Source organism: Metabacillus niabensis, from assembly GCF_020524345.1.
Lineage (GTDB): Bacteria > Bacillota > Bacilli > Bacillales > Bacillaceae > Metabacillus > Metabacillus niabensis_B.
Genome location: NZ_JAIVLH010000002.1, coordinates 114,340 through 126,474, shown reverse-complemented (window position 1 = coordinate 126,474; position 12,135 = coordinate 114,340). Strand labels below are relative to the sequence as shown.

12 protein-coding genes and 1 other annotated feature are annotated in these 12,135 nt (G+C 36.2%); of the genes, 2 read left to right on the top strand and 10 right to left on the bottom strand.

The window, feature by feature from the left end; translation table 11 throughout:
• Positions 1-31: 31 nt before the first annotated feature.
• Entirely contained in the window at positions 32-301 is a 270-nt protein-coding gene (rpsN, locus tag LC095_RS03565; protein ID WP_226526850.1) for a 30S ribosomal protein S14, read from the top strand.
• 199 nt (positions 302-500) lie between these two features.
• Here rpsN and LC095_RS03560 read toward each other — a convergent pair whose 3' ends face one another.
• From LC095_RS03560 to LC095_RS03530, 7 genes are all read right to left on the bottom strand, one after another.
• Positions 501-1,283 (bottom strand): TIGR03943 family putative permease subunit, encoded by a 783-nt coding sequence (locus LC095_RS03560; protein WP_226526849.1) that lies wholly within the window; start codon positions 1,281-1,283, stop codon positions 501-503.
• Between the two features lie 15 nt (positions 1,284-1,298).
• Positions 1,299-2,297: a permease gene (locus LC095_RS03555; protein WP_226526848.1), complete on the bottom strand. Its 999-nt coding sequence runs from the start codon at positions 2,295-2,297 to the stop codon at positions 1,299-1,301.
• Positions 2,298-2,602: 305 nt separating this feature from the next.
• Positions 2,603-3,571: a CobW family GTP-binding protein gene (locus LC095_RS03550; protein WP_226526847.1), complete on the bottom strand. Its 969-nt coding sequence runs from the start codon at positions 3,569-3,571 to the stop codon at positions 2,603-2,605.
• A 192-nt stretch (positions 3,572-3,763) separates the two neighbouring features.
• Complete coding sequence (locus tag LC095_RS03545; protein ID WP_226526846.1) at positions 3,764-5,464, bottom strand: 2-isopropylmalate synthase; 1,701 nt, start codon at positions 5,462-5,464, stop codon at positions 3,764-3,766.
• 63 nt (positions 5,465-5,527) lie between these two features.
• Positions 5,528-5,751 (bottom strand) — a binding site (T-box leader).
• 162 nt (positions 5,752-5,913) lie between these two features.
• Positions 5,914-6,819: a glycine betaine ABC transporter substrate-binding protein gene (locus tag LC095_RS03540; protein WP_226526845.1), complete on the bottom strand. Its 906-nt coding sequence runs from the start codon at positions 6,817-6,819 to the stop codon at positions 5,914-5,916.
• A gap of 82 nt (positions 6,820-6,901) precedes the next feature.
• Positions 6,902-7,735 carry an ABC transporter permease gene (locus LC095_RS03535; RefSeq protein ID WP_226526844.1) on the bottom strand — a complete coding sequence of 278 codons (834 nt, stop codon included), beginning with the start codon at positions 7,733-7,735 and terminating at the stop codon, positions 6,902-6,904.
• The gene (locus LC095_RS03530) at positions 7,735-8,988 is read right to left on the bottom strand and encodes a quaternary amine ABC transporter ATP-binding protein (protein WP_226526843.1); all 1,254 of its coding nucleotides are present in this window, start codon (positions 8,986-8,988) and stop codon (positions 7,735-7,737) included. The genes LC095_RS03535 and LC095_RS03530 overlap by 1 nt, the downstream gene beginning before the upstream one ends.
• Before the next feature lie 305 nt (positions 8,989-9,293).
• Between LC095_RS03530 and LC095_RS03525 the strand changes: the two genes are divergently transcribed.
• Positions 9,294-9,845, top strand: coding sequence for a GbsR/MarR family transcriptional regulator (locus LC095_RS03525; RefSeq protein ID WP_226526842.1), 552 nt, complete (start codon positions 9,294-9,296; stop codon positions 9,843-9,845).
• Between the two features lie 20 nt (positions 9,846-9,865).
• On the opposite strand, the gene LC095_RS03520 is transcribed toward LC095_RS03525, so the two are convergent.
• The 3 genes from LC095_RS03520 to LC095_RS03510 form a co-directional block, all read right to left on the bottom strand.
• Positions 9,866-10,756 carry a TIGR01777 family oxidoreductase gene (locus LC095_RS03520; protein WP_226526841.1) on the bottom strand — a complete coding sequence of 297 codons (891 nt, stop codon included), beginning with the start codon at positions 10,754-10,756 and terminating at the stop codon, positions 9,866-9,868.
• A gap of 79 nt (positions 10,757-10,835) precedes the next feature.
• On the bottom strand, positions 10,836-11,639 hold the full coding sequence (locus tag LC095_RS03515; RefSeq protein WP_226526840.1) for a cytochrome c oxidase assembly protein: 804 nt from the start codon (positions 11,637-11,639) through the stop codon (positions 10,836-10,838).
• Positions 11,629-12,096 (bottom strand): DUF2243 domain-containing protein, encoded by a 468-nt coding sequence (locus LC095_RS03510; RefSeq protein WP_413467453.1) that lies wholly within the window; start codon positions 12,094-12,096, stop codon positions 11,629-11,631. Before LC095_RS03510 ends, LC095_RS03515 begins: the two co-directional genes overlap by 11 nt.
• Positions 12,097-12,135: the final 39 nt, after the last annotated feature.

The following is a 12,135-nucleotide window of genomic DNA, read 5'->3' as shown; positions in this document are numbered from 1 at the left end:
TCATAAATACTTAAATAAGGAGTTGTTTGTATTGGCTAAAAAGTCTAAAATTGCAAAAGAAAGAAAACGCCAAGAAATGGTAAAGAAATACGCAGAAATTAGGAAAGAGTTAAAAGATAAGGGTGATTATGAAGCATTAAGAAAATTACCAAGAGATTCTGCACCTACCCGATTGCATAATAGGTGTGAAATCACCGGAAGACCTAGAGGATATCTCCGTAAGTTTAAAATGTCCAGAATCGCTTTTCGGGAATTAGCTCATAAAGGTCAGCTTCCTGGTGTGAAAAAGTCTAGCTGGTAAGATTATGTCAAGGCCGATTTTTTATTCATAATATGATGATGATCAAAGAATTGATATGTATGGCTACATGGAATTTAAACAACACGATTCATCAAGCACTAGATAAAGTGTTTAAAGACGAGGAAAAGTACCTTCCATTCCAATAAATATCATAACAGGACAGTTCCACATTATTTTTTGGACTGTCCCTTTATAAAATCTATGAAAAAATATAAGGATTTTTTGGTGTATCAATGGTCTCAACACTATTGACATGAATAACAGGTATATATTGTTGGCTCTCTTCCTTTACTTTTAACGTCCCCTTCATCCGAACCCACGTATTATTGGTTAAGTGAAACTCATTACTATTCTCAAGCTTAAATCCACTTGCATGTGCATCAGCTATACAGTGGGTAACTTGAAATCTAGCAATCACTTTTTGTTTTTTTCTCAGAAATTGATCTTCTGCAATAAACCCTTCTATCTCAATCTTTTTCCCTTCAAAAACCTCTGGATATTCCGATAGAATCCCCATATAATTAGCAAAATCTGTACCGTCAAAGCGAATAACAGGAAGACTCATCATACTTTTTATATCGCTATTCCCTAATCTCTTTTGATCGAGACCAGCATATTGGATGCCCCGCTTCAGTGTTTCCTCAGCCCCAAAGGTTTTATAAGGCATCATAAGCCCTGTTAAAAGCGGAACAATAATCATTCCAATAGAAAATATAGTCTTTATAGAAAACCCTTCTTCTTCATGATGACATCCCCAAGGACTGCAATGAGTATGATCAGGCTCTGCATCAAGTGGTCTAAAAATTCGTGGAACTTGAAAGAAAAATAGAATCAAAAAAAGAATGGATGCGAACTGACTAACATGTAGATAATTAGGATGAATAAAGTTTGTCATCTCTCCCGATTGATGCAAAATAAAAAGAAAGCTGGCAAACACCAATAAAATAAGAGCTTTAATTGCTTGTCTCTTTTGTAAGGGCATTGATGAGTCTCTCCTTTATATCATGGGGTGAACTAGTAATAAAACGGCTAGAACAGTAACCGTTATAAGTATCGTTAACGTCATTACAAAACGAAATTTGAAGACAGACAGTAACATGATCGTATTCTTTAAATCTAGCATGGGACCATAAATTAAAAAACCTAGTAACGAGATTTTCGAAAAAAGGTGATCAAAAGAAGCTGCAATAAATGCATCCGCTTCTGAACATAGAGATAATAGATAAGCTAGCCCCATCATGACAAGAGTTGAACCTATTAAACCTTCTCCGAGATTTAAAATAGACTTTGTTTCGATAAACGTCTGAACGAAAGCTGCCAGAACCGCTCCAATAATTAAAAACTTCCCTATATCAAAAAATTCATCAATAGCATGTTCGATCATAGTCTGTAATCTCTTTGGCAATGGTTGCCTCATTTGTTGTTCCTGAACATCAGAATTAAAAGAATTCTTCGTTAGTTTTAATTGATTTTGTTGAAAAAGGACACAGGTAACAGCAGTTATGATCATAGCAATGATCAAACCTAAACCCATTCGTAATAACGCCATTTTCGTATCCTCACCAAAAGCCATATAAGTAGAAAAAATAACAATTGGATTAATTAATGGTCCTGTTAGCAAAAAACCAACACCTGCAAAAAGAGGCATTCCTTTTCCAACCAACCTTCGAACAATTGGAACTATTCCACATTCACATGCTGGAAATAGTGCACCAACAAGACAACTCATGATAATCGCTAAAAACTTGTTGCGGGGAATGAATTTGCTCAATTGTTCTTCTGACACAAAAACTTGAATAACTCCTGAGATCACAACCCCAATTAATACAAATGGTAAGGCTTCTAACAAAATACTAATAAACACCATATTGAAGGTTAAGAAAGAATCAGAAAAAAAAGATTCATTAAGCCTTATCCCCTTGTGAAAGTAGAAGAGCAAAAAGCAAGAGCCAAGAAAAGCAAAACCAATTAATTCGCTATTGGCTTTTGTCCTCATTTTATATGTCCTTTACTTTTTTCATTTGCATAATAGTACCTCCCGAAGTGCATGCGCTTTTCTGTTTGCTGTCTAGATTCATCCCCATTTTCTCACGGATTCAACCACTTTCTTACTTTTTCCAACCAACTTGTCTCTTTTTTCGACCATTTGGCTTGTTCTCGTCCCTATTTACGTCAACACGCTGTCTGATTCAACCACTTTAGCCTATATCAACTATTCTTCCATCCCACTCTATAAAAAGGGAGGCAACAATGTTTTGGACGCTCCTTTTGATGTTGTATAGCCCCCATTGCCTGCTATATTTATCTTTCAGAGTATATTGGCCTCTTAAATGTCCTTTCCCAATCTTGTTTTATTTCTTTCGTATCCAGACTGACACCAATCATGACTAAATAATATTCACCTTTAAATGTTGAAGGTTCCCAATTCACACGATTCATGACACATTGCATTAAGTATATGCCTTCATTTATATGAAGATATCCCTTTGCCCGGATTATATGACTTTTCCACCTCTTTAAAAACCTCTCGATTTGTTTTGTTGTTGTTTGTGTTGTTAATGGAAGAGAGATGCTGTTTATTCGAGAAAAGGATGTCCGCTTTTCATCTGGTATTTCTTCATTTCTTTTCGTGTTCGTCCTCATTACACTCGAACTTTTACTGAAGAAGATGTCATTTATATCTACCTTACTGAATGTTGTGTAGAAAATCGGTGATAATGCATTTTCTTTTCTTAAAAGCTTATCTACCTTTTTCTTCTTCCCATCCGACACTAAGTCCGTTTTATTGACGATAAGATAATCCGCCACATTTATTTGTTTTTTTGTTGTTCTAACCAGATCACGGTCTGATTCAAACACATTATGATAAGATAAAATATTTTCTGCATCCACAATCGTTACAACTTTTTCTAAGCGAAGAAGATGAAGAAGTTCAGGTTCTGTTATCGAGTCAACAACCTCCTCTGGATCTGCCACCCCTGTTAGCTCAATAAATAGCACATCCGGTTTTTTACTAAGAAGGGTTAGGAGACATTTCGTTACTTCACTTTTCTTATTACAGCACATACATCCATCTAGCAATTTTTCTAAATGACTATTTTTTAACATTCCCGAGATACTTTCTCCATCTGTATCTGTCTTTCCAATTTCATTCATTAAAACTGCCGGGTTTATATGTTTTTCACTACAAGTATGTAATAATTGCTTTAACAGAGTTGTTTTTCCACTTCCTAGAAATCCACATAAGATATAGACCGGTATTTTCCTCATCACTTTCCCTCCTTTACTATTACAATACATATATACCTACCACAAATCGAAACTATTCCTATTAAAAACAATTTGTTTCTTCTTGACTTATTGAGTAATACAATAAAGGTAAGAAAAAACAAACAAAGCTGATTCAATAAAGAATCAGCTTCTTGCATTTTCATCTAAATGAAATTTAAATGTCCTCTTTCCTTATTCTTTTACAATAATTAATTCTTTTTCAACTGAAAGTAAGTTTGAAACCATTTTGTTAATCGCACTAAATAAAGCTTTTACCGATGAAGTCATAATATCTACGTCAATCCCGCAGCCCCAGTATATCGTACCATCTTCTGCAGTTATTCCTACATAAGAAACAGCTTTTGAACCAGATCCAATTTCTAGAGCATGCTCTTTATAGACTAAATCTTTATAATCAATATTCAAATGATTTTGAATGGCGTTACTAATTGCATCAAGTCTTCCATTTCCCTTACCGACTAACTCATATAGGTCATTATCCGTCCGAATGGAAACAATTGTCTCATATTCTCCATTTGAGATAAAATTATAATGAATAAATTCAACTGGTGTATTAATATTCACATATTCATCAATAAAAATATCATAAATTTCATTTGGCATAAGCTCTTTGTGTTTACGGTCTGATACATTTTTCACGCAGTATCCAAAGTTTTCACGCATTTTAACAGGCAAGTCAAGACCATAAGATTGTTGAAGGATATAACCGATACCACCCTTCCCTGATTGGCTATTAATGCGGATAATATCTCCTTCATATTCTCTTCCAATATCCATTGGGTCAATTAATAGATAAGGTACAGTCCAATGCTGACATTCTTTTTCTTCTCGCCATTTCATCCCTTTCGCAATAGCATCTTGATGGGAGCCTGAGAATGCCGTAAATACGAGTTCACCACCGTATGGGTGTCTTTCATGGACAGTCATTCTCGTCAATTTTTCATATATGGAAATAATTTTTGGGATATTATCAAAGTTCAGTTTTGGATCTATTCCATGAGAAAACATATTTAAGGCAAGTGTGACAATATCGACGTTTCCTGTTCTTTCTCCATTTCCAAACAGTGTTCCTTCAACTCTCTGTGCACCTGCAAGCATACCTAGCTCTGAGTCTGCCACACCAGTTCCTCTATCATTATGAGGGTGGATGGAAAGGATCACATTGTCTCTGAAATGAAGATGATCACTCATATACTCAATTTGACTAGCGTAAACGTGTGGCATGGACATAGATACCGTTGCTGGCAGGTTAATAATGACCTTATTTTCAGCAGTAGGCTGCCAAATATTTAGAACAGCATTGCAAATCTCAAGTGCAAATTCCATTTCTGTACCTGTGAAGCTCTCTGGGGAATACTGAAATTGAAATTGCCCTTCGGTTTCAGCAGCATACTTTTTAAGCAATTTTGCACCATTTACTGCTATATCAATAATTTGTTCTTCAGATTTCCTGAATACTTGCTCACGTTGGGCAACAGATGTGGAATTATAAAGATGAACAACAGCTTTTTTTGCACCTCTTAATGCTTCAAATGTTTTACTTATAATATGCTCTCTTGATTGTGTTAACACTTGAATGGTTACATCATCTGGAATAAGATCTTGTTCAATTAACGTACGTAAGAAAGCATATTCTGTTTCCGATGCGGCAGGAAATCCAACTTCTATCTCCTTAAATCCTACTTCCAAAAGCAATTGAAAATATTCTAATTTTTCCTCAAGACTCATCGGGACGACCAAAGCCTGATTTCCATCACGTAAATCAACACTACACCAAGTTGGAGCTTCTGTAATATACTCCTTTTCAGTCCATTTCATGCTTGTTACTGGGGGCATAAAGTATCCTCTAGTATACTTATTTGTATTTTTCATGATTAACTTCCACCTTTTTTGTAATAATTAATTTTCAATTAAAATAAAAAAGCCTGTCGTCTCATAAGAGACGACAGGCTTAGCCTACGTGGTACCACTCTTTTTGGTTCATATAATAAATAAAATGAACCCGCTTAATGACTTTATTACGGTCGTCATCCGTTAAGACCTACCTATATCAGTCTTACCGCTCCCGGGCGAGTTGGGGAATGAATTGACTGTCTTGCACCAGCCGACAGCTCTCTGAACAATTTTTAATCCTTAATACTCCCGATCAAAGCGTTTCATTATTAGATTTATCTGATTTTTCTAATCTTATAATGAATTTAGAAAATATTCAAGACCTTATTGATTTTTTTTGGGAAAATAATTTCACTCTCTACATTCTTTTCATTAGTCTTCATATAAAAAACACCTACAGATTAAAATTCTGCAGGTGTTTAAAACTATTATTCTTTTAAATCTTCAATAGAATCAATGTCCATATATGCAGGAACAACTAGTCCTGTTTTTGCTCCTTCAAGGTTTTCACCTAGATCTTCGAAGTCACCTTCATACTTTTCATATTGATCAGCATGTGTTAATGGTAACCATCCAGCTATATGTGCATCAACACTACCATCAGCTACACCAGCCCACATCGGACCAGCTTCAACTTGACTTAGTGTAACATTATATCCTAAGTCAGTTAATATTTTTGCCACAACATTTGTGCTGGCAATTTCACTATCCCAAGCAACATATGCTAGTTTAACTTCTTCACCATTTCCTTTTTCAGCACCTTTTGTCCATTCCGCCACTTTGTCCGCATTGTCTTCCACCCATGCAGCTGCAGCTTCTTCAGGTGTAGTACCATCTTGAATTGCACTCATTACTACACCCATTTCATCAGGTGTCCAGAAGAACTGATCTAGTACTTTGTGTACACCAGGCAGGTCTTCTGCTAAGCCGTTACGTGCAATAGAATGAATATTTTCTGCTTCTCCATAAACACCCTTAGGATCTTCTAAGTATTTTAAATCAAACTTAGAAAACATCCAGTGTGGTGTCCAACCTGTCACAATAATAGGTTCTTCTTTCTTATAAGCTTTTTGAAGAGCAGCAGTCATCGCAGCACCTGACCCTTCTACTAATTCCCAGTCAGTTAATTCATACTCTTCAAGTGCAGATGAAGTTGCCTTCATGATACCAGCACCTGGATCAATCCCAGTGATTTTGTATTCAACGCTTTCTCCGACAGTTGCGGTGCTTCCTTCTGAGTTTGATGAATCGTTTGATGTTTCTTCACCACCACATGCAGCCAGACCAAATGTAAGACCCAATGCTAATGTTGCTTTTGATAATTTTGTAAACATTCTATTGTCCCCCTTTAAGTTTTTACATCCTATTTGGATGAATCTATTAAAAACTTACACGTACAAAACGTACGGAAGTTTTTTATGCTTTCTTCCCAATATTCTGCGTAATTCGATCAAGTATAATGGCAATAATAACAATTGCTAATCCAGCTTCAAATCCCGTACCTGTTTGTAACTGTGTCACTGCCCGATAAACATCTGCTCCAAGTCCGGGAGCACCAACCATTGAAGCAATAACAACCATCGATAAAGCAAGCATGATACTTTGATTTATACCAGCCATAATAGTCGGCATCGCTAACGGAAGCTGAACCTTTATTAATTTTTGACGAGTGGTTGACCCAAACGCTTGTGTTGCTTCAATCAAGTCTTCTGGGACTTGTTTTATTCCGAGAATTGTTAGACGGATAGTGGGAGGCATCGCAAAAATAACAGATGCTACAACTCCAGGTACAACACCAATATTAAAGAAAAAGATTGCAGGTAATAAGTAAACAAACGCAGGCATTGTTTGCATGAAGTCGAGAAGTGGTGTCACAATTTTACTGACTACCTCACTTTGCGAGGCCCAAATTCCGATCGGAATACCAAGAATAATAGATATACCAACTGATGTTAAGACAAGGGCAATCGTATCGAGCATATTTTCCCAATATCCTAAGTTATCTATTAGTAATAACCCTATAAATGTAAATAACGCAATCTTCCAATTACATACTTTCCACGCGAGTAAACCAACAAGAACAGCTAAAATAATCGACGGAATGAAACCGAGACCCATCACAATTCCTTCGACAAATGATTCCAAACCAATGGCAATTCCTTCAAAAAATGGTTCAAAATGATCAACTAACCACTCGATGAAAAAATCAATCCATGCTCCTATTGGTAGTTTAGGTAATAAATTTCCCATTATAAAACCTCCCTTTCTTCAGTTACAGGGAGCTCTACTTTTTCCGTATCGTTTATATACGTATCATTGCCTGCTAGTGCACCAATGACTGCACCTCTGATCACAATCCCTTTTAACCTGTTGCTTTCATCAATTACTGTTACTGGAATTGCAGCGACTGAGACATCATCAAAGAGATCAACTAATAAAGTATCAGGTGACACAGTTTTAACGTCTTTTATAATGACTTCATTTAACGAAAGTCCCTTTTCAATTGCCTGTTTTGCATCTTGTGCAGAAACAGCTCCGATTAGTCTTTTTTGCTTATCTACTACATACACAGTAGAGATGGCATGGTCCTGCATTAGTTTTAATGCGACTCGCGGACCTTTTTCTAGCTGAACAGTTTCAGGACGTTTCATTACATGTGCAGCCGTAAGTACTTTCGATAAATCAACATCTTCAACGAATCTTTCAACATATTCATTTGAAGGGTTCATAAGAATTTCTTCAGGAGAACCAATTTGAACGATATTTCCATCTTTCATTAAGGCGATGCGATCACCTATTCGTAATGCTTCATCTAAATCGTGTGTAATAAAAATAATCGTTTTCTCCATTGTCGATTGTAGCTCAAGTAATTCATCTTGCATATCCTTACGGATGAGCGGATCTAATGCACTAAAGGCTTCATCCATTAACAATATGTCAGGATCATTTGCTAAAGCTCTCGCAAGACCGACACGCTGCTGCATACCGCCACTTAGCTGGCTTGGAAATTGTTGTTCATATCCCTCAAGTCCTACAAGTTTCAAAGCTTCCAATGCTCTTTTCTTACGGTCTGATTTTTCGACACCTTGAATTTCAAGACCATATTCTGTATTTTCAAGTACTGATCGATGTGGAAACAAAGCGAATTTCTGGAAGACCATACTTAATTTTTTTCTTCGTACATTCCGTAGCTCTTCCTTGTTCATTGATACAATATCTTCTCCATCGATCAACACTTGACCACTTGTAGGCTCTATTAATCTGTTGAACATACGAACAAGTGTAGATTTCCCACTTCCCGAGAGACCCATAATCACAAAAATTTCACCAGGATACACTTCAAAATTCGCACGGTTCACACCAACTGTTGAACCTGTTTCTTTTAAAATCTCCTGTTTTGACTTTCCTTTTTTTAAAAGTTGTGCTGCTTTTTTGGTATTCTTTCCAAATATTTTCGACACATCTTTTACGGAGATTTTTACCGTTTTTTCTTCCATATTCATTTTTTCACCTCTATATATTCACTAGATAAAACGTGACAACCATCAATTTTATTCTGTTTAGCCCTCCATTCAAATGAATTGTCCGTCTCATATAACTCGCTCCTCTATTATAGAAATATTACAAAAAGATGACAAAGCTCATATATGCTCATATTCGAGCGTAAACTTTATACAGAAAAAACTGTACGTACTTTACATACTTGATTCTTATAAATCCTTCCATATGCTTCACTTTCTTTATCTTTACTTTCAGATTAGAAATAGGTAGTCTATACATATAACAGGTTTATAGGATGTGAAAGGGTTTGCAGGAAGGTAAAGACGAACTTGAGAGAGCTCGCGAACGTGTGATTGAAGCAATATCACAAAACATGAACTTATATGGTGTTACTCCTTCGATAGGAAGGCTTTGGGGTCTTCTCTATTTTCAAAATGAACCTATGACATTAGATGAAATGAAGAATGAATTAGGGATGAGTAAAACGAGTATGAGTACATCTGTAAGAACCTTGATGGATCTTCATATGGTCGATAAAGTATGGAAAAAAGGAATTAGAAAAGATCTTTATGAGGTGGAAGAAGACTGGTACCAAACGTTTATTGATTTTTTCACTATTAAGTGGAGAAGCGGTGTCATGATAAATGTTAACGCTATTGAAAAGTCACTTCAGGAACTAAACAAACTTCTTGAACGTCCTGACATTTCTGCGGATGATAAAGAAACTGTAAAACGTGATATTGAAAAATTACATGACGCTTTAGATTACTATAATTGGCTAAATAGATTGGTTGATACGTTTGAAACACATGAAATTTTTAAATACATCCCCAAAAAGAAAGAAGACCCATCGCAATAAATTATGGGTCTTCTTCTTTATTAAGCGATTAAAATATCTTGTAACGTTTTATCAAGAGTATCATATGTAAAATTAAAACTTTCTTTTTGAAGTCTCTCTGGTATGACCCAACGACTTTTCAATACAAGCTCAGTTTCCGTTCCAATGAGGATTGATCCTAACTCGAGCATCCATTTAGGTGCAGGGACACCAAAAGGAACGTTCATCACACTTCGAAGATTTTGCATCAGTTCTTGGTTTGTCACAGGGTTAGGAGCAGAGCAATTAAATACACCTTCAAGATCTTTTCTTTCTTGTAAAAAGAGGACAACCCTGAATAAATCTTCTACATGGATCCAGCTGAATTTTTGATGACCGGATCCTTGATTACCTCCTAAACCAAACTTGACTAAGTTTTGGTATGGGACCATAACACCTCCATTTTTTCCTAAGACGATTGCAATTCGCAGGGCTACTTGCCTTGTGTTTGGCAGATTGAATGAAAAAAAGGCATCTTCCCAAGCAGTCGCTACGTCTACGGAAAAACCGGATCCTACCTCACCATCAATTTCTGTCATTGGACGATCCTCAGCATGACGGTAGATTGTAGCTGTACTGGAATTGATCCACAGTTTAGGTGGAGTTGTACAACGTTTCATTGCTTCTCCTAATTGGTTCGTTGTCATTAATCTCGAATTCATAATTTCTTGTTTATTTCTCTCGTTATATCGGCAATTCACTGATTTTCCTGCCAGGTTTACGAGTAGCTCAGCATGATTTAACGCCTCTGCAATATCTCCTTCATTTTCCCATGATACATGCTGTGGACGTCTTGATATTATGATTACATCATAACCGAGTCTAATAAATTCCCGCTCAAAAAATTGTCCGATAAAACCCGTTCCTCCGGCTATTACGACTTTTTTGTTCATTTTCTCACTCCCTCACACACCAATAATCCCTAAAGCTTACCATATGTTTAGTTTGGTAAGGAATGTTATTTGGCTGACCTTATCCTTTTAAAGAGTAAGAAGTCTTTTTGTGAATGTCCAGCTTTCTCCCTCTAACATGATACCATTGAAGACAAAGGACATAGATGATTCCCAAATCAATAAGATCCCCACCATAGTACATAACCATCGCACCTATTTCAGCATCATTCCGGGAAACACCTAAAGGTGGGTGCACATATATTAATTTCGATAGTATTCCATGTGCCGCTATAGCTAAAATTAAGATTGTTGCCCGATATATAAACGACTTTTTATGTGCTGTTGGATCAATACATAGAATTGAATAAGTGAATGCATAGCCTGCCAAAAACATATGGAGATGAATCAGATTAGCTACAATGACATTTTCATGCATGAGCGAAAAGAGGTTTGTTGTGTAGAGGAGCCATAAACCGCCAACATTTAAGATCGTAGTTACGATTGGATCTGATAGTATTTTAAATGGCCAACATTTTAGTACGGCTGCCACCTTCCTAGCATATTTCACAGGAAAAATTTTAAAAAGCAAGGTTATTGGAGCTGACAAAACTAGAAGAAACGGGCCAAGCATTCCTGCCAAAATATGACCAATCATATGAAACATAAAATGGTGGTGGGCTTGACTTGCTACAGGTCCAATAACTGCCAACCCTATACATACGATTCCTAATACCCAACAATAAAATTTGATTATCGGCCACTTCTTCTTTTGAACATACAAATATATAGTTGCTGCTAAATAACCTACTACTAGTATGAAAAGAAAGCTTAAAAATAGCTCACTATAAGGATTTACACTTTCATGGTGAAGATTATTGATCATATTTCAATTTCCCTCTACTCACCTTTTCTCGATCTCTAGTCTTATATACCAACATTATTCCCAATATGATCATAATGATCGCAATTCCATTCCAAACCAAATCATAGACGATCACTGTGTCGACATAACGAATTTGGTGAATTCTCATGAATTTGTGTTGAATTGTCCCATCATATAACTGAAAGCCACCTGACCCAATCAAGGAACCTCCCCACCATCTTTTCAAAGAGAAAATTCCTTTACGGCGTAGATCTGCGAACATAAATAATCCCATGACTGTAGCAAACCAGCTAAAAGCATGAAAAAGTCCATCAGATATTAATCCAATTTCCTTTGTTGATTGATCATAGAAATGATGCCAATGTAATAATTGATGAAATACAGTTTCATCGATAAAGGCTACAAATCCTATTCCGAAGAAGATTCCAGCCCAAAGGTTTCTTTTACTATCCAAAATGTGAGAACCTCCTTTAAATGACAATATTAAAGTATTGAC

Coding starts and splice junctions, on each gene's coding strand:
- LC095_RS03545 (WP_226526846.1), bottom strand. CDS start 5,464: ATGAAAAATACAAATAAGTATACTAGAGGATACTTTATGCCCCCAGTA.
- LC095_RS03555 (WP_226526848.1), bottom strand. CDS start 2,297: ATGAGGACAAAAGCCAATAGCGAATTAATTGGTTTTGCTTTTCTTGGC.
- LC095_RS03560 (WP_226526849.1), bottom strand. CDS start 1,283: ATGCCCTTACAAAAGAGACAAGCAATTAAAGCTCTTATTTTATTGGTG.
- LC095_RS03540 (WP_226526845.1), bottom strand. CDS start 6,819: ATGTTTACAAAATTATCAAAAGCAACATTAGCATTGGGTCTTACATTT.
- LC095_RS03550 (WP_226526847.1), bottom strand. CDS start 3,571: ATGAGGAAAATACCGGTCTATATCTTATGTGGATTTCTAGGAAGTGGA.
- LC095_RS03515 (WP_226526840.1), bottom strand. CDS start 11,639: ATGATCAATAATCTTCACCATGAAAGTGTAAATCCTTATAGTGAGCTA.
- LC095_RS03535 (WP_226526844.1), bottom strand. CDS start 7,735: ATGGGAAATTTATTACCTAAACTACCAATAGGAGCATGGATTGATTTT.
- LC095_RS03520 (WP_226526841.1), bottom strand. CDS start 10,756: ATGAACAAAAAAGTCGTAATAGCCGGAGGAACGGGTTTTATCGGACAA.
- LC095_RS03530 (WP_226526843.1), bottom strand. CDS start 8,988: ATGAATATGGAAGAAAAAACGGTAAAAATCTCCGTAAAAGATGTGTCG.